General features: G+C 43.8%; 25 protein-coding genes. 9 read left to right on the forward strand and 16 right to left on the reverse strand.

The window, feature by feature from the left end:
• Nucleotide 1: 1 nt before the first annotated feature.
• Entirely contained in the window at nt 2-787 is a 786-nt protein-coding gene (pdaA, locus tag ACIQXR_RS10160) for a delta-lactam-biosynthetic de-N-acetylase (protein WP_402871753.1), read from the reverse strand.
• Nucleotides 788-1,269: 482 nt separating this feature from the next.
• Nucleotides 1,270-1,455, reverse strand: coding sequence for a hypothetical protein (locus tag ACIQXR_RS10165; protein WP_402871756.1), 186 nt, complete (start codon nt 1,453-1,455; stop codon nt 1,270-1,272).
• A 114-nt stretch (nt 1,456-1,569) separates the two neighbouring features.
• Here ACIQXR_RS10165 and ACIQXR_RS10170 point away from each other — a divergent pair, with 114 nt between their 5' ends.
• Nucleotides 1,570-1,815: a hypothetical protein gene (locus ACIQXR_RS10170; RefSeq protein WP_402871759.1), complete on the forward strand. Its 246-nt coding sequence runs from the start codon at nt 1,570-1,572 to the stop codon at nt 1,813-1,815.
• Nucleotides 1,816-1,857: 42 nt separating this feature from the next.
• On the opposite strand, the gene ACIQXR_RS10175 is transcribed toward ACIQXR_RS10170, so the two are convergent.
• Nucleotides 1,858-3,426: a fumarate hydratase gene (locus tag ACIQXR_RS10175; RefSeq protein WP_402871761.1), complete on the reverse strand. Its 1,569-nt coding sequence runs from the start codon at nt 3,424-3,426 to the stop codon at nt 1,858-1,860.
• Between the two features lie 210 nt (nt 3,427-3,636).
• Complete coding sequence (locus tag ACIQXR_RS10180) at nt 3,637-3,825, reverse strand: SE1561 family protein (RefSeq protein WP_402871764.1); 189 nt, start codon at nt 3,823-3,825, stop codon at nt 3,637-3,639.
• Nucleotides 3,826-3,980: 155 nt separating this feature from the next.
• On the opposite strand from ACIQXR_RS10180, the gene yfkAB reads away from it, so the two are divergent.
• Entirely contained in the window at nt 3,981-5,102 is a 1,122-nt protein-coding gene (yfkAB, locus tag ACIQXR_RS10185; RefSeq protein ID WP_402872303.1) for a radical SAM/CxCxxxxC motif protein YfkAB, read from the forward strand.
• A gap of 30 nt (nt 5,103-5,132) precedes the next feature.
• Here the strand turns inward: yfkAB and ACIQXR_RS10190 are convergent, their stop codons facing one another.
• Both ACIQXR_RS10190 and cax read right to left on the reverse strand, forming a co-directional pair.
• Nucleotides 5,133-5,936 (reverse strand): YfkD famly protein, encoded by an 804-nt coding sequence (locus ACIQXR_RS10190; protein WP_402871767.1) that lies wholly within the window; start codon nt 5,934-5,936, stop codon nt 5,133-5,135.
• 490 nt (nt 5,937-6,426) lie between these two features.
• On the reverse strand, nt 6,427-7,491 hold the full coding sequence (gene cax, locus ACIQXR_RS10195; RefSeq protein ID WP_402871770.1) for a calcium/proton exchanger: 1,065 nt from the start codon (nt 7,489-7,491) through the stop codon (nt 6,427-6,429).
• A 190-nt stretch (nt 7,492-7,681) separates the two neighbouring features.
• Between cax and ACIQXR_RS10200 the strand changes: the two genes are divergently transcribed.
• Together ACIQXR_RS10200 and ACIQXR_RS10205 are read left to right on the forward strand one after the other, a co-directional pair.
• Nucleotides 7,682-8,848: an MFS transporter gene (locus ACIQXR_RS10200; RefSeq protein ID WP_402871774.1), complete on the forward strand. Its 1,167-nt coding sequence runs from the start codon at nt 7,682-7,684 to the stop codon at nt 8,846-8,848.
• A gap of 329 nt (nt 8,849-9,177) precedes the next feature.
• Entirely contained in the window at nt 9,178-11,097 is a 1,920-nt protein-coding gene (locus ACIQXR_RS10205) for a heavy metal translocating P-type ATPase (protein WP_402871777.1), read from the forward strand.
• Nucleotides 11,098-11,444: 347 nt separating this feature from the next.
• On the opposite strand, the gene ACIQXR_RS10210 is transcribed toward ACIQXR_RS10205, so the two are convergent.
• A complete protein-coding gene (locus ACIQXR_RS10210) occupies nt 11,445-12,281 on the reverse strand; it encodes a YihY/virulence factor BrkB family protein (protein WP_402871780.1) in 837 nt (278 codons plus the stop codon).
• Between the two features lie 16 nt (nt 12,282-12,297).
• Nucleotides 12,298-12,699, reverse strand: coding sequence for a YtxH domain-containing protein (locus tag ACIQXR_RS10215; protein WP_402871783.1), 402 nt, complete (start codon nt 12,697-12,699; stop codon nt 12,298-12,300).
• Between the two features lie 209 nt (nt 12,700-12,908).
• Here ACIQXR_RS10215 and ACIQXR_RS10220 point away from each other — a divergent pair, with 209 nt between their 5' ends.
• From ACIQXR_RS10220 to mobB, 3 genes are all read left to right on the forward strand, one after another.
• On the forward strand, nt 12,909-13,133 hold the full coding sequence (locus ACIQXR_RS10220; protein WP_402871786.1) for a DUF1128 domain-containing protein: 225 nt from the start codon (nt 12,909-12,911) through the stop codon (nt 13,131-13,133).
• 97 nt (nt 13,134-13,230) lie between these two features.
• The gene (locus ACIQXR_RS10225; protein WP_402871788.1) at nt 13,231-14,496 is read left to right on the forward strand and encodes a molybdopterin molybdotransferase MoeA; all 1,266 of its coding nucleotides are present in this window, start codon (nt 13,231-13,233) and stop codon (nt 14,494-14,496) included.
• Nucleotides 14,493-15,011 carry a molybdopterin-guanine dinucleotide biosynthesis protein B gene (gene mobB, locus ACIQXR_RS10230; protein ID WP_402872306.1) on the forward strand — a complete coding sequence of 173 codons (519 nt, stop codon included), beginning with the start codon at nt 14,493-14,495 and terminating at the stop codon, nt 15,009-15,011. Before ACIQXR_RS10225 ends, mobB begins: the two co-directional genes overlap by 4 nt.
• Nucleotides 15,012-15,057: 46 nt before the next feature.
• Here mobB and map read toward each other — a convergent pair whose 3' ends face one another.
• The 8 genes from map to ACIQXR_RS10270 form a co-directional block, all read right to left on the reverse strand.
• Nucleotides 15,058-15,804, reverse strand: coding sequence for a type I methionyl aminopeptidase (map, locus tag ACIQXR_RS10235; protein WP_402871791.1), 747 nt, complete (start codon nt 15,802-15,804; stop codon nt 15,058-15,060).
• A 111-nt stretch (nt 15,805-15,915) separates the two neighbouring features.
• The gene (locus ACIQXR_RS10240) at nt 15,916-16,431 is read right to left on the reverse strand and encodes a type 1 glutamine amidotransferase domain-containing protein (protein ID WP_402871794.1); all 516 of its coding nucleotides are present in this window, start codon (nt 16,429-16,431) and stop codon (nt 15,916-15,918) included.
• A 240-nt stretch (nt 16,432-16,671) separates the two neighbouring features.
• A complete protein-coding gene (locus tag ACIQXR_RS10245; RefSeq protein WP_402871797.1) occupies nt 16,672-16,953 on the reverse strand; it encodes a late competence development ComFB family protein in 282 nt (93 codons plus the stop codon).
• A gap of 45 nt (nt 16,954-16,998) precedes the next feature.
• Complete coding sequence (gene motB / locus ACIQXR_RS10250) at nt 16,999-17,754, reverse strand: flagellar motor protein MotB (protein WP_402958915.1); 756 nt, start codon at nt 17,752-17,754, stop codon at nt 16,999-17,001.
• A complete protein-coding gene (gene motA, locus ACIQXR_RS10255; protein WP_402871803.1) occupies nt 17,747-18,538 on the reverse strand; it encodes a flagellar motor stator protein MotA in 792 nt (263 codons plus the stop codon). Before motA ends, motB begins: the two co-directional genes overlap by 8 nt.
• 609 nt (nt 18,539-19,147) lie before the next feature.
• Nucleotides 19,148-19,921, reverse strand: coding sequence for a YibE/F family protein (locus tag ACIQXR_RS10260; protein WP_403079914.1), 774 nt, complete (start codon nt 19,919-19,921; stop codon nt 19,148-19,150).
• Nucleotides 19,918-21,057, reverse strand: a complete 1,140-nt coding sequence (locus ACIQXR_RS10265) for a YibE/F family protein (protein ID WP_403079916.1) — start codon at nt 21,055-21,057, stop codon at nt 19,918-19,920. The genes ACIQXR_RS10260 and ACIQXR_RS10265 overlap by 4 nt, the downstream gene beginning before the upstream one ends.
• A 170-nt stretch (nt 21,058-21,227) precedes the next feature.
• Nucleotides 21,228-22,319, reverse strand: coding sequence for an AbrB family transcriptional regulator (locus ACIQXR_RS10270; RefSeq protein WP_403079917.1), 1,092 nt, complete (start codon nt 22,317-22,319; stop codon nt 21,228-21,230).
• A 137-nt stretch (nt 22,320-22,456) separates the two neighbouring features.
• Here ACIQXR_RS10270 and ACIQXR_RS10275 point away from each other — a divergent pair, with 137 nt between their 5' ends.
• Together ACIQXR_RS10275 and mreBH are read left to right on the forward strand one after the other, a co-directional pair.
• Nucleotides 22,457-23,713: an MDR family MFS transporter gene (locus ACIQXR_RS10275; protein WP_403079919.1), complete on the forward strand. Its 1,257-nt coding sequence runs from the start codon at nt 22,457-22,459 to the stop codon at nt 23,711-23,713.
• 87 nt (nt 23,714-23,800) lie between these two features.
• Nucleotides 23,801-24,805: a rod-share determining protein MreBH gene (mreBH, locus tag ACIQXR_RS10280; RefSeq protein ID WP_402958904.1), complete on the forward strand. Its 1,005-nt coding sequence runs from the start codon at nt 23,801-23,803 to the stop codon at nt 24,803-24,805.
• Nucleotides 24,806-24,811 lie beyond the last annotated feature (6 nt).

Here is a 24,811-nt window from a genome sequence, read left to right on the forward strand (position 1 = left end):
GTTAATACAACATCCTGTTCGGCAGTTGTTTTTCTATCATTAAATCATCCAGGCTTTTGAATGTGTACCCTTGTTTCTCAAGATCCGTCAGAATCGAATCGAGTGCTTCAGCATTATCTTTTGAAACCGTATGCAACAGTAAAATCGCTCCCGGATGGATCTGTTTCATGACTTCATCATGGGCGAAAGCCGCTCCACGCTGTTCGTCGACGACCCAGTCCTTGTAAGCAAGTGACCAAAAAATATGGTAGTAGCCTTCTTGTTGGGCAATTTTCATCGTCCGTTCGTTAAAAACCCCACGCGGCGGCCGTAAATAATTCATCCCTTTTTGCCCCGTCAATTTTTCCGTCGCATCCTTGACCCGAAGTAATTCGGTGCGAATGACTCCGTCTGTCACGCTCGTCATGTCTGGGTGGTTCCATGAATGGTTTCCGACAATATGGCCTTCATTCGCCATCCGGACGACAAGTTCAGGCGCCGTCTTTAAATAATGGCCGGTGACGAAAAAAGCACCCGGTGCCTTATGTTTTTTTAGCACATCTAAAATCTGCGCCGTATAGCCATTTTCATAACCATTATCGAATGTTAGGTAAATATCCTTTTTCGAGGTATCTCCTTTATAAATCGCTTCATATTTAGGCAGCATCTCATTGAAATTTTTACCCGCATCCGCCGGAGTTCCGTTTTTCCCTTTATTGAAGCCCCAATTATAGGACTCTGCAAAAGCCGGGCCCGCCAAAGACCAGAGTATACAGAGAATAGCCGACATCATCGCCATCTTTTTCATTGAATCGTCCCCCATTTTCCTTTTTCTTAGTGTTTGAAACGGAAGGATTTATATGCACGATTTTGTGTGTGGTTGAATTATTCTAGTTTGTGGTTGAATAATTCTTGCTCGTGGTCGAATTATGGCTCGCCGTGGTTGAATTATCTACCCGCGTGGTCGAATTCCTGCACCGGTGGTCAGCTTCAAATGAGGTAAACGTCGATTTATCTCGGTTGACGGTCGAATTATCTCCCTGAAAGTCGAATTCCGCATGCCCACCGTCGAATTAATCGTCTAACAGTCGAATTCCCGCACCGGTGGCCAGCTTCAAATGGGTAAACGTCGATTTATCTCGGTTGACGGTCGAATTATCTCCCTGAAAGTCGAATTCCGCTTGCCCACCGTCGAATTAGTCGTCGTAACAGTCGAATTCCCGCACCGTATGTATAAAATCCTCGCAAAAAAGGGCCTGTCCCAAATTGGGATAGGCCCCCGAAGTCTGTTTATCCTTTAAATAATGCCTGTGCTGCCTGCCAAATGATGGCGATGGCAAAAACAAGGACGATGACGATTCCGATAACGACTAGAAATGTTCCTAGACCGGAGAAAATCGTGCCTGCCACAGGAAGAAGAATGAACGCAAAACCTGTCAACAAGGCGATGAAGTATAGGAAGTAATTGTTCTGCATAAAATCCCCTCCTTTCCCTTCTAATATATGTTCCGTAAATTCCGTTAGTTTGTACTCCTTTCAGGTAATAATCGCCCTTTTTTTCATATACATAAGAAAAGGGGGGCGTATGTCATGCTGGAATGGTTGATTACGATGGGGTTTGTCGGTTGTCTCGCGCTTGGTGCAGGAGTGTTCGTCTATTTTGTGAGAAGCGGGTTTGATTCGAGTGACATTTCACGAATCGATCCCTTTCCAGAACCTGAAACGGAATCTGAGTCTTTTCAAGAATCTGCTTCCATAACGGAACCGGAGCTGGAGTCTGCAACTGAACTAGAACCAGAGTTAACGCCTGATGCCAATCCCAGAAAGGAAGAGTAATTAAAAAGACGCTCAGCCAAATCGGCGAGCGTCTTTTTTCTATTACTTGAATACGGGTTCTTTGAATTGAGACAGTTTGTCCAATGATGATTGTTGAACATCTTTGTGTAGGCTGTTTCCGTGTGAATCCATCGTCACGACGGCAGTGAAGCCTTCGACGTTAAGGTGCCACATGGCTTCAGGAATGCCGAATTCAGTGAAGTTCACGCCTTCGACCGATTTAATGCAGTCTGCGTAGTATTGAGCCGCTCCGCCGATTGCGTTAAGGTAAACGCCGCCATGTTCACTCAGGGCTTCCAACGTTTTTGGTCCCATGCCGCCTTTCCCGATGACCGCGCGGATACCGAAACGTTTCATGATATCGCCTTGGTACGGTTCTTCACGGATACTTGTTGTCGGTCCGGCTGCTTTCACATGCCATTTGCCTTCTTCATCCTTCAGCATAACCGGTCCACAATGGTAGATGATCTGTCCATCAAGGTCGATTGGTGAAGGGTTTTCAGACAAGTGCTTATGGATGGCGTCACGGCCTGTGTACATTCTGCCGTTAATGTGGACGACGTCACCGACTTGAAGCTCACGGATCTGCTCTTCCGTGATTGGTGCTTGAAGCGTGATTTCACGTGGTGCTTCCACGTCTGTTTCGATAGAGACGGCCACTTCTTCACGTGCTGCTTTTTCAGCTTCACGAGCAAAGTCGATTTTCTCGCCTTCTTGATACAACCATTCGTTGATTGCACCTGTTTCCGGGTTTACTTTCACACCTAAGCGGCGGAAAGCCCAACAGTTGTATGCAACAGATACGAAGAAGCTTGCAGGAATGCGATGCATGACGCCGATTTTACAGCCAAGCAATGTCGTTTCGCCGCCGAAGCCCATTGTTCCGATTCCAAGTTCATTCGCTTTTTCCATAATATACTCTTCTAGCTTGCGAAGATCTTCATTCGGGTTCACATCTTCATTGCTACGGAAAAGTTGCGCTTTAGCCAAGTCATATCCGGATGAACGGTCTCCCCCGATACCGACACCGATGAACCCGGCACTGCAGCCTTGACCTTGTGCTTGATAGACAGAATGAAGGATGCATTTACGGATTCCGTCCAAATCACGGCCCGCTTTCCCTAATCCTTCAAGCTCCATTGGTAGGCTATATTGGATATTTTTATTTTCGCAGCCGCCACCTTTCAAGATCAGGCGCACATCAATGTAATCTTCTTCCCATTGATCGAATTTCATGACAGGTAGACCTTCCCCAAGGTTGTCCCCGCTGTTTTTGCCTGTCAAAGAGTCGACAGCATTTGGACGAAGCTTGCCGGCCTTTGTCGCTAAAATAAGGGCATTGCGGATTGCTTCTTTTATTTCAAGTTGGTTCACACCAACAGGAGTTTTTATTTTAAAAGTCGGTAGACCTGTATCCTGGCAAATCGGAGATACATTGTCGTCAGCCATTGTAATATTGTTCGTGATGGTCGCTAGGCTCAATGCTGAACGCGTACCTGCATTTTCACGTTGTTTCGCGCTCTTGACCGCACGACGAACATCCTTTGGAAGATTCGTTGAAGTTTCAACGATAAGACTGTACATGCTTTCTTGGAATTTCTGAATATCCAAATTTCTCTTCCCCCTCTTAATCCCCTAGATATATCACGACAAAAGTAGTCATGACTTGACACCCGTTTTATTATACATCTTCCATAATCTTTCGAAAACAAGTAATTCATTTTCCTTCATAAAAATTGGCATATAAAAAGGGACGACGATTTATCCCGTCATCCCTTTTGAGCATATTCATATTTAAAAAATCATAGTATCCTACAGGTATTATTCTTCTGAACGAGTTTTAAATTGTTGCACTTTATCTTCAAGATCATCTAGCATGCCGATTAGACGGTCGATGTCTTCCAGGTCTGTACTCTCGGGTTCGATATGGTCCAGAACCTCCACGAACATCGTTAGGCGTTCCTTAAGATAGGATAATTGGTCGTTTTTATCTGTAATGGATTTTCCCATGAGGCACTCTCCTTCTGTTCTTCCTTCCATCGTAACGAAAAATGCTCCAAAGTGCAATGGTAAGCTATTGTCCGGGGTTCGCCATTTGACAATTTTTGTTCCCATTGTTCATAATGGGTTAGTGCATTATTACGTAAGGAGTTTTAAACATGTCTATACTGAAGCAAGATCTCTTAACACCAATTACACCCAAGTATGATCCTTGGGAAGCATATATGGACGTCGATCAATATGGAAAGCTCACTCTTACCAATGTGGAATTCACAACCACAACCCTTTGCAACATGCGTTGTGAACATTGTGCAGTCGGTTACACACTGCAACCGAAAGATCCCGATGCTCTTCCTTTGGAATTATTGATTCAGCGCCTTGACGAAATCCCATCGCTCCGCTCGCTAAGCATAACAGGCGGCGAACCGATGCTTTCAAGAAAACAAGTGAAGAATTATGTCTTGCCTCTATTGAAATATGCGCGTAGCCGCGGCGTTCGCACCCAAATGAATTCCAACTTGACGCTTGACTTGGAAAGATATGAAGAAATCATCCCGTACCTCGATGTCCTTCACATTTCACATAACTGGGGAACGATTGATGAATTCATTGATGTCGGCTTTGCCATGATGGATCGTAAACCTACCCGTGAACAGCGGAAGAAATTATTCGATAAAATGATTGAAAATTCCCGTGCCCTTACAAAGGCCGGTGTGTTGGTTTCGGCTGAAACGATGCTGAATAAAAGCACACTGCCCCATCTTGCGCATATCCATAAACAGATTGTCGAGGAAATGGGCTGTCAGCGCCACGAAATCCATCCGATGTACCCTAGTGATTTTGCTTCGGCCCTTGAAACATTATCATTGGAAAAAATGCGCGAAGCCATTCATCATCTGCTTGATATCCGGGACGAAAATGTCTGGATGCTGTTCGGAACGCTACCATTCTATCCTTGTAATGCCCATCCAGAAGACCTTGAACTTTTAAAGCGCCTTTATAGCTCAAAAAAAGTGACGGTTCGCAATGACCCGGATGGACGATCCCGCCTGAACGTCAACATCTTCACCGGGGAGGTCATCGTGACCGACTTCGGCGATGCTCCAACATTGGGGAATATCCAGGATCAGCCACTGACTGAATCGTATGAAACATGGATGAATTCAAAACTGGCCAATGAATTGAATTGCCACTGCCCGGCGGTCAAATGCCTTGGACCTAACGTCCTTGTCAAAAATGCCTACTATCCAAAAGAAGACTTCAAAACGAGAAAGTCCCTTATATAAAAAGAAACTCGCCAAACCGGCGAGTTTTTTTTATCTTGGCTGTTGTGTAACCGTAAAGCTGAAGGATACGTGGTCCTGAACGGGTATCCATGCACCGATGCCTTGCGAGGTGATGTTTTTAATCACAATCGTGCGCTTATTCCCCCTCAAGTTCAGATACACTTCCCCATAGGTGACCTTCCCTTTTTCATTGACGGCAGATGCATAGCTGGATAAATAACCAATCCGGTTGGAAGCAATATTGTATACTTCATCCTTTTTTGTCCCGGCTCCGATGATGGTTTTAAAAGCGAGTGGCAAATTCGTCTTTTCCGTTGCTTTTAGCAGCATCATTTTCTGGACATCTTCAGCCTTTGGAATTTTCGCGGTCAAGCCCCCGGTCACTTCCTTTTGACTTTCTTGGACATAGCGGATCCGGTATGGAACCTCGCCGCCGCGATTATCATAGTAGTTCATGTTGATCTTTTGATACTCCCAATTAGGGGATGTCTCCAACGATTCATAATTCAATGCCCAATGGCCAAGGTAAATCGTCGCTCTATACCCAAAGGCAAGTGGCGCTTTCGCAATCGCTGATTCATTCAGCATATGAATGAGTTCTGGATTTTCAATTTTTATATCCGATGAATCAATCAATTGTTGGGCAAATTTGCTTGCCTGAAGCATTGGCAGATCTTGAGTCGGGTTCGGATACGTATTTTCCTTGGCGACATTTAAAACGGAAGGCGGGATATTCACCTTGTTCCGAGTTTGTTTGTCTTCCGCTCCCACACCTGCATTCGTCTGAATGAAAGCCACTACTGTAATCAATGTGATAAGAATAAGTCGTCTCATGCTGTCGTCTCCTTTAAAGGGTTCCATCTTTTGTTTATAGATTTTGTTTCTATTCAACTTTCTATACATGTTGGGTGGAAGTCTATTTTGTAACATATTTGTAAAGTTCTGAATATTTACTTTTCTTTAAAGATGGAGTATACTTAACCTACCTTATAAAAAGGAGGCGAAAACGTTCATACCTAATACCATTCAGGAGGTATGCTTATCGATTCAATCTACGATGCCCTTTAAAAGGATGACAGAAAACGTATTCGCCACTACTTAAATTCACTATGCGAAAGGACGGTGTAACACTCTAGAATATTTCACAACTTTAACAGAAGTATCTTTTTACTTTAACAGAAGCATGATGAAAGATTTTGGATGAATCTATGGATTGTACTATACCTTTATAAAAATGACTCTGCTACGTCTCAATCACAGCAGAGTCATTTTTGTATGCCTTTTTATGAATAAAAGGCCTCCCGATACGGAAGACCTTCCACGTTTATAATAGATAAAAACCAATTCCCATTATGAAATAAGCGGCCAATAGGGTAAGCCCTTCAAACCAGTTCGTCTCTCCATCATTCGAAATCATGATCATCAAGAGAACAGCGGTCACCATTGAAATCAACTCTGGCAAGGTGAAGACAAGTGGCATATTCGTTGAGAACATTAACGAGATCAACACAAGAACCGGTGCGACGAACATCGCTACCTGCAAGGTCGAACCGACAGCGATCTCGACGGCAACATCCATTTTGTTTTTGTAGGCCATGATGACGGCGGATGCATGCTCAGCCGCATTTCCTACGATGGCCACGATAATGACCCCGATGAATAATTCAGTCCATCCGAAGGTTTCCCCGACTTCACTGAAGGTATGAACCAGTTTTTCCGATACGAAAGCAACTGCAACGGTGGCCAAGGCAAGAACCATGATTGCCTTTTTCTTGCTCCATTCCGGAACTTCCTCTTCATGGGGTTCTTCCCCTTCTCTTTTTTCCGCTGGTTGGTATACACCGCGGTGTGTCACCAATTTAAAGAATAGGGCAGCTAAGTATAATAAAATTAAAATAACGGAAATCCCGACACTTAACGACATCGTGCTTGTTTCGTTCATATTCTGAGAGAACACTTCAGGAATAACAAAAGCGACAACGACGGCAAAAATCAATAATCCTGCGTTATGCCTCGCATCAAATACATTGAATTTCTGACGCTTGTATTTCGTCCCACCGATAAAGAAAGATAGTCCAGCGACCAGCAATAAATTTCCTAAAACCGATCCTGTCAAAGAGGCTAATACGACGCCAATCAACCCAGCCTTTAATGAGAAGATCGAAATGATCAACTCGACGGCGTTACCAAAGGTTGCGTTCAGTAAACCGCCAATCCTCGGTCCCATCACAATCGCCAGGCTTTCTGTCGCCCGGCCCATGAATCCTGCAAGCGCGATTATCGTTAAGCAATAGACGATGAACATCACGACGCTAGGCCAATGGAGAAAAGACCCAATGAACGATAGAGGCACCCCTAATACGACGAGCCCCAAAAATATTTTATCCAAGAAACTTCCCCTCACTTCTCATGTCCATTTTATTATGTAACAAAAGTAATCATACATTTCTTTATTTAAATGAAAAAGATAAATTTTTTCTAAATCCTCTTCATGTCCATATTTACCCGATTTTCTATTGCTTAATCCTCTTCTTTCCATGTAACATCAACTAGTATACATAAAATAGGAGACGAAAAATATGAATCAAAAACTGCTTATTCCTGTATTAATCTTCATGGTCGGCATATCCGGTTTCTCACAAGGTATGCTTCTTCCGATCATCGCCGTCATTTTCGAAAATGATGGACTCAGCTCCTCTTTAAATGGACTGCATGCCGCTTCCCTGTATATTGGAATCCTTTTAATTTCACCTTTTATGGAAGCGCCTCTCCGTAGATTCGGTTATAAACCATTGATTTTGTTTGGTGGATTGACGGTCATTCTCTCGCTTGCCTTATTTCCGCTTTGGAAATCGTTCTGGTTTTGGTTTATATTGCGATTTTTCATTGGAATCGGCGATCATACGTTACACTTTGCGACCCAAACATGGATAACGGCCATTTCGCCCCTGGCGAAAAGGGGCAGGAATATCGCGATATACGGTTTATTTTTCAGCCTTGGCTTCATGATTGGACCGCTTATGACGAAGTTGCTTGATGTGAATCAAGCCTTGCCCTTCATCATCACTTCCATTCTTAGCCTGCTTACGTGGATGTCCGTTTTCCTGATTAAGAACGAAATTCCCGAACACGATGATACCGAAAGTACCTCTTTCCTCGATACGCTCAAGCGATTTTGGAAAGTGAGCCGGATCGCCTGGGTTGCCTTCTTACTGCCATTCACCTTTGGCGTGCTTGAAGCATCTCTTAATAGCAACTTTCCAGTCTTTGCATTGCGTTCCGGCATTAGTCTGACCGCCGTAGCGATTATCATTCCTGCTTTCTCGGCCGGTACATTGCTCACACAGATTCCCTTGGGTATGCTGAGTGATCGCTTCGGTCGGAGGAACATCTTGCTGGTCATTATTTTTTCCGGGTCCCTTATCTTTACTGCGGCTGGGCTTCTTACTCCTTTGGTCAGCGGCCTCTTCTTCTGTTTTTTGTTGGGAGGAATGATGGTAGGATCGACGTTCTCTCTTGGCATCAGCTATATGGCTGATATCCTGCCTCGCCATCTTATGCCGGCCGGAAATTTATTATGCAGCATTTTCTATAGCGTGGGCAGCATCGCCGGTCCCTACTTCGGTGGATTGGCCATCGAACACTTACCAGGCGGAAGCTTTTTCTATCTAATCAGCATCATGCTAGTGCTCATCTTCTTTGCGCTGATGTTTTTCAAAGAAAAACAGTCTGCCACCGGGATCTAATTGTTTTGTAGTATCTTGATTCCCTCTTATATTATTCAGGTTCATTCTCTTTACATATCCTAAAATTAGCTTTTCTGTTTATTTATATTTTTTCCTAGATTAGAATCATTCTTCTTTATTTTTTCCTAATATATGTGTTAAGATAATACTACCATATGAAATAGATGATAAAAAACGCTTAAAAAACGTTGATTTCATCACCAATTCATTGATTGACCCTAAATATCGACCCGAAAGATGACGCTGATTATCTTTCTCAATTAGATATCCTATAAATGATAATTAATATCAGTTACGAACAATAGAGAGAAGATTACAGGAGGAACATAATGACAACAGACACTAAACAATTGACCCAGCCAACTGAATGCAACACCTCTTGGCTCGAGAAAACAAAGCCACATCTTGAACTGATTGCCGCCCTACTAAGCGGTGTATTGATCCTGGTAGGTTGGCTGTTATCTAAAAACGGAATGGAAACACCATCCATCATCATCTATTTGGCCTCCTTTGTGATCGGTGGATATGCAAAAGCAAAGGAAGGCATTGAAGATACCATCGCGGATAAAGAACTGAACGTGGAAATGTTGATGATCTTTGCAGCCATCGGATCCGCCATCATTGGCTACTGGACAGAAGGCGCGATTCTCATCTTCATCTTCGCCTTAAGCGGGGCGCTTGAAACCTACACCATGAATAAAAGCCATAAGGAAATCTCGGCCCTCATGGACCTGCAGCCGGAAGAAGCACTCCGCATCACGAATGGATATGAAGAAATCGTGGCCATTTCTGACTTGACGGTCGGCGATACCATTTTGGTTAAACCAGGTGAAAGAGTGCCATCAGACGGAAAAATCACGGATGGGCGTACGAATCTCGATGAAGCAGCCATCACAGGTGAATCCATCCCCGTCAGTAAATCCATCGACGATGAGGTATTCGCCGGAACCGTGAACCTGCGTGGAACGATCAATGTGGAGATTACGAAGCCAACAAGCGAAACGCTCTTTCAAAAAATCATTACGCTTGTTCAATCGGCCCAAAGTGAAAAGTCCCCTTCCCAACTATTCATCGAACAATTTGAAGGGAAATATGTAAAAATCGTCTTAACCATCGTAGCCTTGATGATGTTCGTTCCTCATTTCGCACTCGGTTGGAGCTGGACCGAAACCTTTTACCGGGCCATGATCTTACTTGTTGTCGCATCACCTTGTGCCCTGGTCGCCTCCATCATGCCGGCCACACTTTCCGCCATTTCGAATGGCGCACGTCATGGCATCTTGTTTAAAGGTGGCGTTCACCTGGAGAACTTAGGTAACCTGAAGGCCATCGCCTTGGATAAAACGGGTACCTTGACGAAAGGAAAACCTGAAGTGACGGATGTCATCATCCGTGAAGATTTGAACGAAGAAGAATTCCTATTCCATATTGCATCGGTTGAAAATTATTCGAACCATCCATTGGCGACTTCCATTGTCCGCTATGCTAAAACAAAGATTGAAAGAGAAATCATCAAACCCGAGGACATGGAAGATATCTCTGGTAACGGCGTGCAAGCCTATTTCAATGGGATCCTTTGGCAAGTCGGAAAAGCCGATTTCGTCGGCCGTAATGAAGCTGAACGATTCCAGAATGGTATTGCACTGACACTGGCTGAACAAGGAAAGACCGTTGTGTATGCAAGAGATGATAAAGGGATTGCCGGCATCCTTACATTGAAAGACGTGGTCCGTGAAGAAACGATTAAAGCCATCGAAGCCTTGAAAGAAGAAGGCATCCATACCATCATGCTGACTGGCGATAGTCACAATACGGCAAAAGCGATTGCCTCCGAAAGCCATATCGATGATTATATTGCGGAATGCCTGCCTGAAACGAAAGTAAATGAAGTGAAAAAACTTAAAGAACAATACGGCACAGTTGCGATGGTCGGAGATGGAATCAATGATGCACCTGCACTAGCTACCGCTTCTGTCGGGATCGCCATGGGTGAAGGAACCGACGTTGCCTTGGAAACGGCAGATGTCGTACTAATGAAGAATGACCTTCCGCGTATTGCGGAAGCCGTTAAGTTATCGAAGAAAATGAATCGAATCATCAAACAGAACGTGATTTTCTCGATTTCGGTCATCATGATTCTGATTTTATCCAACTTCCTGCAATTCCTTGACCTACCATTTGGCGTCATCGGTCATGAAGGAAGTACGATTCTCGTCATCCTAAACAGCTTACGGTTACTAAGGAACTAAAGAAAAGGAAGCCCGACGAAGGCTTCCTTTTTTTGTATTGTATCCTGTAACTAGTTAGTGATAGCCATTCTTTCCATTAGCGGAACCTGACGTTTTGTGGTTCCCTTTTTTGCCTTTATGCTTCCCTTTCTTACTCATGAATGAACCCTCCCCACTTACAAGATGTGTTCATCATTAGTGTGTGTCGAAGGTTCTTGAGCTAGTCCGGTAACTATTGCCGTATGTGGTTGAATGTCGGATTATTCTTCTGAATGTCGAATTATTCATGCTCACCGTCGGATTATCCCGTCCAAAGTCGAAATATCCAGATGAACGTCGGATTCGCCGCCTAAATGGTTCAAGGACGTTCAATCACAACCTGGATCCTTTTTACTGAGGAAAGCATTGATTTCTCCGCCGACGATGATGATGAGCCCGGATAAGTAAAACCAGATCATCAGGACGATGATGCCTCCAAGGCTGCCATATGTAGCTGTATAGTTGCCGAAGTTCTCTACATAGTAAGAAAACAGCAACGAAACGAGTGCCCAGCCAGCCGTGGTGAAAATGGAACCTGGAAGGACCGTCAAACATTTCAACCGCTTGTTTGGCGCCAGCCAATACAACATGGTGAACACAATGAATAATACAATCGTACTGATCACCCAACGGAGGCTATTCCAAATCGACAAAAATTCCTCGGAAAGGCCCATTCCATCGAATAAGAAGATTCCAATCTGCTTTCCGAACACAGGAAGCAATAATGCGACAATAAAAACGAAAATCATCGCAAACGTGAGAAGAATCGACATTCCCCGGGAAATATAAAAGGGGCGGTTTTCTTTTACCCTATAAGCATGGTTAAAGGCTTTAATAATGGCATTCATCCCGTTAGAAGCCGACCAAATAGTCCCGATGACACCAAACGACAATAACGTGCCATTTGTTTGCATCACATCGCCCAAAGTATCCTCGATGATCGTCATGGAATCGTCAGGCGTGTAAGAACGTACCAGATTCAGAATATCCTCCTGAGTAAACGGCAGGTAGGCCAATAAAGTAAAAAGGAAAATAAGTAAGGGAAACAGGGAAAGTAAAAAGTAAAAGGATAGCTGGGCAGCAAGCCCCGTTACCTCATCTATCTGAAGTTGCTTGATAAACTTTCTATAGAAAGACCATTTCAGCCATTCCTTTTTATTGGCCATCCCTTCACCTCAATTTCTAATTTAAAGGACTCCGTCTTTCTGAATCTTGTTTACCAGCCGTCGTGTGCATATCTTCCGAAGTAAAAGCTTCCTTCGTTTCCATGACGACATTGGCAACCTGTGAGGGAATATTCTTCATCTCCTCGACCCTTTTCGAAATGAAGGAGACGTCATTGGAAATCTTCTCGACAGTGGAACGGAATTCCGAAGATGTTTCCTGTACTTGCGTTAACAAGTTAGAAGGATTCTGAATCATTTCCTTCATGCATGTCAAACCATTTTTACTATTGGAGATCACCGTTTTTCTTGTGTTTTTATCAAAAAGACTTACCGCGGCACCGGCCAAAGCCCCAATCAAAACAGCTTGCATAAACTTACTTTTCTTTTCGCTCCTATATTCTTCTCGAACAGAACTCATATATTCTCCTCCTTAGCATATTTTAATTAATGTATATTTCCATTATACTATTTTACTACCTAGTTTTTTTATCTTTTCCCAAACCAGAGCGCTTTAAAACGTTTCCAAGCAGGAAGTCACAAGATATATCTGCATGAATTCCCATTGACTTATAAGGGCAATCATGCAAAGATAAAAATAATTTAGAAATGTGTGGAAGGATGATAGAATTGGATTTATCACAGAATACGGCAGAGAGCGTCGAGTACATGGTTGAAGCAATAAAGGACAAATTAAGAGTAATGAACTTTGGTGCGATAAAATCCACCCATTTCGATATCGAAATGTATGAAGAACTTCATGATATTTATACTTTGGTCATGAAGAAAACGAATTTTAGTGTCCGTGAAATGGAAGCCATTGCAGAAGAACTTGGAAAATTACGCAATAAATAAATCTTTGAAATCCTCCCTTCCTTGTGAGGATTTTTTTATTTTTTTGCTATACTTGAATAACAATACATAGTAACGATTTCAGATAGGAGCGATAAGTATGGTAGAAAGAAGAACACCCATCAAGCTGAGTGAAGCGCTAGATAAGATCATGAAACATGCATTGGAAGGACAAATGGAGATGGTCCCTCTTGAGGACTGCCACTACCGCTATTTGGCGCAGGATATTGTCGCCACAAATGATGTTCCCCACTTCAACCGCTCACCTTATGATGGATTTGCACTACGATCCGCGGATACAGCCGAAGGATCCCTAGATAATCCGCTGGAGTTCGAGGTCATTGAAGAGTTGGCCGCCGGAATGGTCTCGACCATTCCTGTACAGAAAAACCAAGTGGCCCGCATCATGACCGGCGCCCAGATGCCGACGGAATGTGACGCCGTCATCATGCTCGAGCTAACGAAAGAATTTGAAAAAGACGGAAAGAAATATATTTCTTTCAAACGTTCTCTGAAGCATGGCGAAAACGTGTCCATTAAAGGGGAAGACGCGAAGAAAGGCGATATCCTAGTCAAAAAAGGCACGATGATCAATCCTGGCATCATCGGGTTGCTTGCTACTTTCGGGTATGCCGAAGTCCCTGTTGCCAAGAAGCCCGTCGTGGGCCTATTCGCGACTGGATCTGAACTGCTTGATGTCAATGAACCCTTGCAACCTGGAAAAATCCGGAATAGTAACTCTCATGCCATCTCCGCCCAAATCCAAAGAGCAGGTGGGGAAGTCCGTTTCTACGGGAAGCTCAAGGACGAGTTTGACATAAGCTACGAGGCCATTTCCACTGCCTTGGAAGAAGTCGACCTCCTCATCACAACAGGCGGCGTGTCTGTCGGAGATTTTGACCTTCTTCCTGACATCTATAAGAAGCTCGGTGCTGACGTTTTATTCAATAAAGTAGCCATGCGTCCTGGTAGCGTGACGACGGTAGCCGTTCACGAGAACAAGTTTTTATTCGGCTTATCCGGTAATCCATCTGCAAGCTATGTCGGTTTTGAATTGTTTGCCCGGCCAATCATCCGTACCATGCTGTTTTCCGGACAACCGCATTTACGGAAGGAACAAGCTGTGCTGGCTGAAGATTTCCTGAAGGCCAACCCATTCTCCCGCCTCCTTCGTACACGCATGTATTATGAAAACGGACAGCTTCGTGTCGTCCCTAGCGGCGTCGATAAATCGAATATCACCACAAGCCTAGCTGGGGCGAATTCGCTTACGGTACTCCCTGGCGGAACACGCGGATTTAAAACGGGGGATAGCGTGGATGTCCTGCTTCTTGATGATCAAGAAGGATCCATCTGGCCTTGGTGAAACCGTTCCTATTTCAAATAGTCGGGTACCAAAATCGAGGGAAAACGACTTTCATTACCAAACTGATCCAAGAGCTTCGGATAGAAAATCTGGAGACGGCCGTCTTGAAGCATCATGGCCATGGTGGCAAGCCGGACAATACAGGTGAGAAAGATTCCACTAAGCACTTTCAGGCTGGAGCGGCTGCTTCACTCGTGGAAGGAGACGGTTCCATTGAGTTGCTGGGGAATTTCAAATCTGGGGCCACGCTCCCGGAATTGCTTCACTTATTGGAGATTTTCCACCCCGACGTGATTTTGATTGAGGGATATAAGCGGGAGGACTTTCCTAAGGTCATCCTCCTTAAGGAGGATGAGGACTTTTCATTACTGAAACAGCTCACCAATATTCAGGCCGTGGTGGCTTGGCCCGCCTGCCTTGAACAAGCAACAAGCTTGGCAGAGGTTCCCGTGTTCCCACTGGATTCCGAACATTTTGCTGAATGGTTCATCAAGCAGGTAAAAAAACACGAATAAAGGCAAGAGGCATCCTTTAATGAAGGGTGCCTCTTGTTTTTATTGCTTATTGTTCCGTCAGAATTAGCGGGCCATTCTTTGTGATGGCAATCGTGTGCTCGAATTGTGCCGAGTACTTCCCGTCGGCAGTCGAAGCCGTCCATCCATTCGGATCTCGAGTAGCCTTATATGTACCTACGTTCACCATCGGTTCAATCGTGAAGACCATGCCTTCCTTAAGGCGCGGACCTTTATGAGGCAACCCATAATGAGGGACTTGCGGTTCTTCGTGTATGACATTCCCAATTCCGTGGCCGATAAAGTCACGGACGACAGAGAAACCTTCCGCCTCCACATAAGATTGGATGGCATGCCCAATGTCCCCAATACGATTACCAGCGACAGACACTTCAATGGCCTTATATAGGGATTCCTTCGTTACCTCCACTAAATGTTCCGTTTCTTTGGAAACCTTGCCGACTGTATACGTCCAGGCTGAATCCGAAAGTGCCCCATTATAATTCACGACCATATCAATCGTGACGATATCCCCATTCTTCAATGGCTTTTTGCGGGGAAAACCATGACAGATTTCTTCGTTGATGCTTGCACATGTCGCGTATTCATATCCCTTGTAGCCCTTTTGTTCAGGTTTGGCGCCATGTTTCTTCAAGAATCCTTCCACGAATTCTTCGATTTCCCATGTTGTCACACCTGGTGCGATTAGTTTTGCAATTTCCCTATGACAAGCAGCTAAAATCTTCCCTGATTCATGCATCGCTTGAATTTCACGTTCAGACTTTATTACGATCAATCGTTACACTTCCTTTTTTCATTCTTCTTTTATTTTACTGCAAAGATAGAAGTATATGAATCCAAAAACCTTATAAATAAAAAAATCCTGACGGCTGCCAGGATTTTTTTATTATTTTAATAACTTGAGTGATTCCCGATTGAATGCCGGAAGATCATCAGGCGTCCTGCTTGTAACAAGTTGATCGCCGCATACGACGACTTCTTCGTCCAAGTATGTTGCACCTGCATATTCCATATCAACCTTGATGGATGTATACCCTGTTGCATGGCGTCCTTCAAGGGCTTTAGCCGTAATTAACAGCTGTGGTCCATGACAGATGGCAAACACGGGTTTCTTGGCATCCATGAATGCCTTGGTAAACGTTACAAAGCGTTCGTCCGCCCGTAGAATGTCCGGTGAAAAGCCACCTGGGATAAGCAACGCATCAAAGTCTTCCGCTTTCACAGAATCTATGCTCTCATCGATTGTAATTTCAACGTCACCTTGTTTCCCTTTAACCGTTTTGCCTTTTTCCATCTCAATCGTCGTTACCGTGTGACCCGCTTCTTTAAAAGCTTTGACCGGTTCACTATACTCTGAATCCTCAACCATATCAGTTACTACACATGCTATTTTCTTACTCATAAAAAAATTCATCTCCTCAATTTTGATCGAATGAACTTACTTTATTTATATTCCCTGATTGGACAAGATTAAACGCATAAATTGCCCTCTAAATTGAAGTCTCCCCATGATCGTTCCTTATCGAAGACTCTTTTCTTAAAACTTGTTTTTGCAAAAGCACCTCTCATGATAGCACGTACTACTATAATCCTTTTAAATAAAAAAAGATAAGAGTCCTGATCTCTTATCACATGTTGTCGTCTATAGTTGGTGCTTCGGGTACTTGCCCACCACATGAATCGCACTGATAATTCTCTTGTTGATCCATTTCCGGTTTTCTTCTGTATTCAACCTCTCGAATACGATCCTCCGCCCTTCATCCGTCGTTACATAATAAGTGGGAAGGGCGTTCAACGAAATGGTGATGATATCATTCTTGCATTTATTACATGGACAAAATGTTTGATAATCCGTACCGGCCATTAGTATCTGGACCCAAGCGACTACGATTTCTTCCATCACATTAGTAAATTCTCTTTCCATAAAAACTCCTTCGTAAAGAAAAACCTGTCCATTCCAGACAGGTTCTCACTCATTTATCGGGGTACGTGGAACGATCAAAATCTCAACCCGTCGATTTTTAGCCCGGCCTTGTGCCGTCTTATTGGATGCGACCGGCTTGAATTCCCCGTAGCCTTTAGCACTGAACATCTCAGGATCCAAATTCGTATTCTCAAGGAGCAGCTTCATGAAGTTCACTGCACGCATGACGCTTAAATCCCAATTCGAATCATAGCGATACGTCTTGATGGGAACATTGTCGGTGTGGCCGCTTATGACAATCCCCCGAGGCAAGTCCATAACAAGCAGACTCGAAATCTCCTTGGCAATCCTGCGATCTTCAATTCTCACTTCCGATACTCCCGATTCGAACAGCACATTATCCCTGATGGAAATCAACATGCCTTCATCCGTAAGGTTCGTATCAAGCTCGTCCACTAAATCATTTTCCTGAATATAGGCATTAACCCGTTTCTGTACTTCCATAAGTTGTTGTTCCTCGCTCTTACCCTGCCCCTTCGTCCCTTTAATCCCTGTCATTTGTTCAGGGGACGTGGGATTATTACTGGGGGAGTCACTCGGGTATTCCATGAATCCCGTTCCGCTCGTGAACACTTGGTTAAACACATTGGACAATTGTTGGAATTTGACTGCATCCACCGAACTTGATGCAAATAGAACGATGAAAAGAGCCAGAAGCAGCGTCAATATATCCGCATAGGGGACCAACCAAGATTCATCAATATGTTCGTCATGCTTTTGTTTCTTTTTCCGCCTAGCCATCTTCTCTCACATCGCCTTCTAACCACTTTTTACGATCTCCAGCAGGCAAATAAGATGTTAGTTTTTGTTCAATCGTCCTTGGCGCTTCTCCTTCGATGATCGACAAAATCCCTTCAATCATCATTTCCTTGATGCGGACTTCCTGTTGCGATTTCCGTTTCAGCTTATTCGCAAAGGGATGCCATAACACATATCCTGTGTAAATCCCCATAAGGGTCGCAACGAAAGCGGCAGATATCGCATGCCCCAATGCCTCGCTATCAGCCATGTTACCCAATGCCGCAATCAGCCCGATAACAGCACCCAACACGCCAAGCGTCGGGGCATAGGTGCCTGCCTGGCTAAAGATGGCCGCTCCACTGTGGTGACGTTCTTCCATTGCCTCTATTTCTTCAGCCAATATATCTCGAATATAATCAGCACTCTGACCTTCCACTGCAAGGTTCAACCCATTTTTCAAAAAGGTGTTATCCACCTGATCCGATATGGTTTCCAAGGCCAATAACCCTTCTTTCCTGGCGATGACCGCCCATTCGGAAAAGGTTTTAATCAATTCTTCAGGCTTTGTCAGCTTTTGTTCAAGGAAAAGGATCTTCAATATTTTTGGCAATCTTTTCAATTCAGATAAAGGAAAAGCCGTTACGACCGCAGCCACTGTTCCCACAATGATAATCATGATAGCTGCCGGGTTAATCAGCGCCGTTACGCTTACGCCTTTCAGAACCATTCCCACTAAAATAGCCACTATACCAAGAACTATACCTACAACCGATGTTATATCCATCATACTCACCCATTCATATAAAATCTCGTCTGCTCCTTATATCGGATAAAGTTCGGAAAAAGTGAGGATTATTTTACTATTCCGATAGATTGAATGTAAAAATTCTATCTTTTTTCACAAAGTCTCCCTATATTCATCCTTATACAGCAACCATTCTATCGCATATTTCGCAATATAGGGACAATTTATGACAAAAAGGGAAGAAACGGTTATTTTAAACAGTCGTGTTTATCCCTTCCCTTTGGATGAGTTCACTTGTTTCTCCAAAGTTTAGGTACCCATTTGATGCCCTCCGTTCCAATGACACTTCCTACCATCCCCATTATTACGCTGGCAGAAATAATTTTGACCGCGTAAAAAATCCCAGTACCCGTTATGAGATCGATGATTATAAAGTTTTTGATGGATGATCCTTTGATGCTATAGAATACAATTTGATGTTGTTTTTTTGTAGTCAACCAATCACATACTTTCATCTTTTTTTCTATAGGTATGATGAATAAGGATTGTCATATGCCCTTTCTGGAGCCGTAACAACAGCAAAAAGGCCACCCGTTGAGATTGGCGGCCTTCTCCACTCTATTCGTTTTTCATTAGGACCCTAGGAAACTACACGACCTTTACCTTCCCCCTTTTTTTCACTAAGTAGTAAGCCGTTATCAATGCCGTAATAGGAATCACAAGGGCTACACCCGTTCCCGCACAAAATATCGTGATCATTTCAGCACTGAATATTTTCGAATTGACGATTTCTCCAACAGAATAAGCTAAGTCCTTAAACCAGATAAGCAATGCCAGATAGCCACCAAAGAAAGCAAAGAACAATGTATTCGTACTGGTTCCCAGGATGTCCCTCCCAATGCTCATTCCAAATTTAAATAAATCTTTCCTGGTGCTGGATGGATGGTGGAGAAACATTTCCCGCATGGGAGACGAAATGGCCATGGCTGTGTCGATAATGGCGCCAATCGTACTCATGATAATGACTGAAACGCCTACCTTCAAAAAGTCCACACCTATATAAAGGGAAAAGATGCTAAGCTCTTCTATTTCTTCTTCACCAAACCCCTGGATCATCGCACGTTCCGTCACCACGACGATAAAGAAGAGGACGATGACAATCGTGATGATCGTAGAAACGAAGGCTGTCTTGGTCGTACTGTTTACTTCATTAATAAAGAACAAAGTGATATAACTAATCACCGTACATGCAATCAATGTGACGATATACGGATCATTATGTGGATTTTTCATAAAGAAGATGGCAAAAAGCAACACACCAAAGTTCAAGAATAAAGCAAAAAATGAACGTGCCCCTTTTTTACCACCGATCGAGATCATCAAGATAAATAATATGCCTGCTAGTAATACCAATACATTCATGTTCTTCCCTTCCTTCGATTAACGAAATAGATCGAAATATATAAACCTATCGGAATCGTTAACACGATGCCAATCCCCCCGGCAAGGGCACGGGCCAATTCTAATGATAGGTTCATGGAAAGGGTGAATCCCAACGTGGAAGCATTCTTCAAATACAAAAGAATCACGGGGATGGAACCGCTTATGTAAGCAAAAAACAAAATATTCGTCATGGTTCCCATAATATCTTTCCCTATTTCCAATCCAGAGGCTTTCAGGGCTTTTACGGATATGTCATTATTCTTTTCATACAACCCAAAGATCGAAGAAGACATGGTAATCCCTATATCCATCACAGCTCCTAACGATCCGATAAACAAGCCTGCATAAAACACCATTTTATAAGGCCTGGTGAGAAATTGCATTTCTTCATATCGGAGGCCATTTTCTCCCGTTACCCACATAGCAAGATAGGTAATGAACAACGAGGAAAAAGTCCCTATGAGCGTCGCAATGATGGCTGCGTATGTCTTTTCATTAAAACCGTTAACGAGTAAGAGGGAAAGGACCGTAAATAGTATGATCGCTATGCCGCATATCCAGACCAAACTGATGCCTGATGTACTCATATAAAAGTCCAGGGCATAGGACAACAAAACGGCATTGACCACCAAACTTATAACGGAAAGCAGCCCCTGCTTTTGACCAACGATCAGGAGGGTAAAAATAAACACCCATGCCACAATCACCACATATTTATCACGTTTGACATCTTTAATCGTTCCGGCTAATTCCGGGCCCTCTCCATCTTTTGCATCGATCGAAACGAATAAATCATTTCCAACTTTGTATTCTTGATCATAGGCACCAGATGAGGAATATTCATTCTTTAACGTAATAAGCTGCCCTTTTTCTTCTCCATTTTGCAATTGGGCTACGATACTCTGTGTAAATAGCCGATCTTCATTGAGATACATGTCATCCATTTCCGTTGTACTTTCCAGATTTGTCTTGATGACTTTGGCTATAGGGCCTTCGTAGAAAGAATAATTGTGAGTCACAAAGAAAACGGAAGCGACAAAACAAAGGGCAATGATGATGTACACCCAAACTTTCTTGTAACCGATTTTTTTAACTGTATTTGTGATAATGTTCAAAAAAAAACCTCCATATATCAGGTGGCCAAAAGGAAAGATGGCGGCAGGTTTGGCTGACTACATCCTACCTTACCAGTATGTAATTTTTTTATCTTATCATGAAGACATGACGTTTACGAAATTAAAACCAATGGATGATAACTTGAGGCAGACGGAAAAGACGGGAGCCGTCACTCCCGCCTTTTCTGTCTGCCCTGTCTCCGATCCAGCACTTTGATGAGTGGAGACACTAAAAACAAGATGAATAAAATCCTGAATAAGTGAAAGCTTGTGACCACGGATACATCAACGGAAACGGACATGGCCGTGACCGCCATTTCTGCCACACCACCGGGGGCCATGCTTAAAAACAATTCATTGGCCGGCAAGGATAGGACTGGTGAAAAGTAAGCCGCAAGATAGTAACAAAAACCGATTAGCAAAACATTACTCACGAAAACCACCGCGAACATCTTCCTGAAAAGCCGTGGATTATCGACTTTCAATGTGAATCCCAGATGGGCACCAATCAGAACCTGGGACAAGTTCAACCAGAAGCCAGGAATATGTGGTGCTTCAGATCCTGTCAAATTGAACAGAGCCGCCGCAATGAGTGGGCCTAAAAGGAAAGGAAGTGGGAAATGAACCTTTATGGCTATGAAAATGAATAACGCCAGAGCTGCAATCAGTAGGAGTGCCAAGGTCCCGTCATAATCAAACATAAAGAACGGCCCTTTTGCCATCGTCGTCGTTGCTTCGGAATCCACGGACATGACATGGGTGACGAGCCAAGGTACGATCGATATGACGAGAATGACCCGAAGCGTCTGCATGAAGCCGACAACCGTTTCGTCACTATCTTTCATTTCCTCGCTCAGGATCACCATCTGAGACAGGCCTCCCGGGAAGCTTCCAAGAAGCGAGGTGCTCATCGATAGGTTCATTCTTTTTCCTACGAACAAGCCTGTTACTACGGTGAACAAAATCAGCACAACCGTGGTAAACAGCATGACGGGCAAATATTCGCTCATTTCATGTAACGATCGTTTCGTAAATGAACTGCCCAGTTGTAAGCCGAGGATGATCAGTCCTGTGCTCCTTAGCGTTCTCGACCACAACATCGAGTGTCCCCATTTGATTTTTGCGATCATCACCACAAATAACGGTCCGAGCATCCATGGTAAATAGATGCCAAGTTTGTCGAACAGGTACCCTCCTAGAAACGCCAGTAAAGCTGTGAAAGTCATTCTTAAACTCTTATGATCCGATATGAATGTCTTCAATTCCATAACCTTCTTATCTATAAAAATTCCACTTACATAGTACCATAACTTATTTGACGGAATTTATCCCTTGTCTTGTCTTCATTTCAAACTCAGAGTATGATGGGGAAAATAACAGAAAGTATGGGAATTCTACTATGCGTTTACGAGATTGGGATACGAACTTAAAGATTCGCCTTGCCGGGGAATCTGTCGTCAATATATCATTTTGGATGTTTTTTCCGTTCCTTGCGATTTACTTCTCCGAATCGTTCGGGAAAACAACTGCTGGATTACTGCTGATTTTCTCGCAGTTTTTTGCGGTTGTGGCCAATTTATTCGGGGGATATTGTGCTGATCGATTCGGAAGAAAGCGGATGATGGTCATTTCCACCTTCGGCCAAGGCATTGCCTACATATTCTTTGCATGGGCGAGCTCCCCTTGGCTGGATTCGCCCAGCATCGGGTTTATCAGCTTCACCGCCGTCAGCATATTCAGCGCCTTTTATAACCCTGCCAGCCAGGCAATGGTCGCTGATGTGATTCCAGAAAAAGACCGCAGTGGCGTCTTCGCCGTATTTTATACATCCATCAATATTGCCGTGGTCATAGGTCCGATTTTGGGAGGGATTTTTTATGCGACCCACCGTTTCGAACTGTTAGCCCTTGCTGCCATCATCAATATCCTGTTAGGTTTCATCCTGCAAACATGGGTCAAAGAAACGGCTCTCCTATCCATTCAGGAAAAGGGATCAGGAAAAAGGGTTAACGGATTCTCTTTTTTACTGAACCAACTACGAGACTATCAAGTCATTTTCCGTGATAAGGTGTTTCTACTTTTCATCATCGCAGGCGTTTTGGTCTATCAAACGTTCATGCAGCTCGACCTTTTGTTCCCTGTCTATATTAATGAAATGGTCGATCCGCAGTCCATATTTTCGATCACACTACAGGAAGAGCAGATTTTCGGATTCTTGCTTGCGGAAAATGGATTATTCGTGGCCCTCTTAACCATCACCGTCACGAAATGGGCATCCATGTATAAAGAAAGAAATATATTCATAATCTCTTCTCTGATATACAGTTTTTCCATGATTTTATTTGGCGCGACCCAATGGGTTTGGGGATTATTCATCGCCATCGCCCTATTTTCCATCGCCGAGCTATTAACGGCCGGCATCCAGCAAGGATTTGTGTCGAAATTGGCCCCAGCACATATGCGTGGCCAGTATTTCGCTGCATCAAGCTTACGTTTCACCATTGGCAGGATGCTTGCCCCACTAGCCATACCGATGACAGGGTGGATTGGATATAATGGGACATTCCTCATGATCAGTATCCTGGCCGTCTTGAGTGCCGTTCTATATTTCATCATGTTTTCCCTGTATGAAAAGACGAAAGTCCAGATTCCATAATCTAACTCCATTTCCTACCCCCATAAACTTACCATTAGAGGTAGAATCATTATATAGGGGTCAAAACTCTTATGGAGGGGTGACTAGATGTTAAATACAGAAATTGGTATAGACTTAGGAACGGCAAATACACTCGTTTACAGTAAAAACAAAGGAATCATATTCAATGAGCCATCTGTAGTGGCCATAGATATAGTGACTAATAAAGTGTTGGCAGTCGGCCTGGAAGCGAAGAATATGATTGGGAAGACACCTGGCCATATCGTCGCCATCCGCCCATTGAAAGACGGGGTCATTGCGGATTTCGATGTGACCGCACAAATGCTTAAGGAAATCATGAAAAAAGCTAGCAAGGCGATCGGCTTATCGATCCGTAAACCGAATGTGGTCGTATGTACGCCATCCGGTTCCACATCCGTTGAAAGAAGGGCCATTCAGGATGCGGTTAAAAATTGCGGAGCCAAACAGGTTCATCTGATCGAAGAGCCCGTTGCTGCTGCCATAGGAGCTGGACTTCCTGTAGAAGAACCGGTCGCGAATGTCATCGTCGACATTGGTGGCGGTACGACTGAGGTAGCGATCATCTCGTATGGTGGAGTCGTTTCATGTAATTCGGTCCGTATCGGTGGCGATCAACTGGATGAGGATATCTGTCAATATGTAAGAAAAAAACATAACATATTGATTGGGGAACGAACTGCCGAACAAATAAAAATGGAAATCGGCTACGCGCTCATCGACCATTCTCCATTGACCATGGAAGTCAGGGGGCGTGACCTCGTGACGGGTCTTCCGAAGCCCATTACGATTACGTCCTTGGAAGTTCAGGAAGCCATTCAAGAATCCTTGCTTCATATTTTAGAAGCCATCCGTTCCACGTTGGAAGAATGCCCTCCTGAATTAAGTGGGGACATCGTCGACCAAGGCGTGGTCCTTTCCGGGGGCGGAGCCTTGCTTAGCGGGATGCAGGATTGGTTGATGAAAGAACTCATCGTGCCCGTCGAGCTTGCCGATAGTCCGCTTGAATCTGTTGCCATTGGGACAGGCCGTTCACTCGAGATCATTACCAAATTACAAAAAGCCGTTTATTGATAGTAT

This window comes from Peribacillus sp. NPDC097224, assembly GCF_044761985.1.
In the GTDB taxonomy this organism is placed as follows: domain Bacteria; phylum Bacillota; class Bacilli; order Bacillales; family DSM-1321; genus Peribacillus.

Excerpts from the sequence above, each read along its gene's own strand:
- pdaA (WP_402871753.1), bottom strand. The coding sequence starts at position 787 with ATGAAAAAGATGGCGATGATGTCGGCTATTCTCTGTATACTCTGGTCT.
- ACIQXR_RS10180 (WP_402871764.1), bottom strand. The coding sequence starts at position 3,825 with ATGGGAAAATCCATTACAGATAAAAACGACCAATTATCCTATCTTAAG.
- ACIQXR_RS10225 (WP_402871788.1), top strand. The coding sequence starts at position 13,231 with ATGGTAGAAAGAAGAACACCCATCAAGCTGAGTGAAGCGCTAGATAAG.
- ACIQXR_RS10275 (WP_403079919.1), top strand. The coding sequence starts at position 22,457 with ATGCGTTTACGAGATTGGGATACGAACTTAAAGATTCGCCTTGCCGGG.
- ACIQXR_RS10260 (WP_403079914.1), bottom strand. The coding sequence starts at position 19,921 with ATGAATGTATTGGTATTACTAGCAGGCATATTATTTATCTTGATGATC.
- ACIQXR_RS10200 (WP_402871774.1), top strand. The coding sequence starts at position 7,682 with ATGAATCAAAAACTGCTTATTCCTGTATTAATCTTCATGGTCGGCATA.
- ACIQXR_RS10245 (WP_402871797.1), bottom strand. The coding sequence starts at position 16,953 with ATGGAAAGAGAATTTACTAATGTGATGGAAGAAATCGTAGTCGCTTGG.
- ACIQXR_RS10190 (WP_402871767.1), bottom strand. The coding sequence starts at position 5,936 with ATGAGACGACTTATTCTTATCACATTGATTACAGTAGTGGCTTTCATT.
- ACIQXR_RS10170 (WP_402871759.1), top strand. The coding sequence starts at position 1,570 with ATGCTGGAATGGTTGATTACGATGGGGTTTGTCGGTTGTCTCGCGCTT.
- ACIQXR_RS10165 (WP_402871756.1), bottom strand. The coding sequence starts at position 1,455 with ATGCAGAACAATTACTTCCTATACTTCATCGCCTTGTTGACAGGTTTT.
- mreBH (WP_402958904.1), top strand. The coding sequence starts at position 23,801 with ATGTTAAATACAGAAATTGGTATAGACTTAGGAACGGCAAATACACTC.
- ACIQXR_RS10215 (WP_402871783.1), bottom strand. The coding sequence starts at position 12,699 with ATGAGTTCTGTTCGAGAAGAATATAGGAGCGAAAAGAAAAGTAAGTTT.
- ACIQXR_RS10205 (WP_402871777.1), top strand. The coding sequence starts at position 9,178 with ATGACAACAGACACTAAACAATTGACCCAGCCAACTGAATGCAACACC.
- ACIQXR_RS10210 (WP_402871780.1), bottom strand. The coding sequence starts at position 12,281 with ATGGCCAATAAAAAGGAATGGCTGAAATGGTCTTTCTATAGAAAGTTT.
- motB (WP_402958915.1), bottom strand. The coding sequence starts at position 17,754 with ATGGCTAGGCGGAAAAAGAAACAAAAGCATGACGAACATATTGATGAA.
- ACIQXR_RS10240 (WP_402871794.1), bottom strand. The coding sequence starts at position 16,431 with ATGAGTAAGAAAATAGCATGTGTAGTAACTGATATGGTTGAGGATTCA.
- motA (WP_402871803.1), bottom strand. The coding sequence starts at position 18,538 with ATGGATATAACATCGGTTGTAGGTATAGTTCTTGGTATAGTGGCTATT.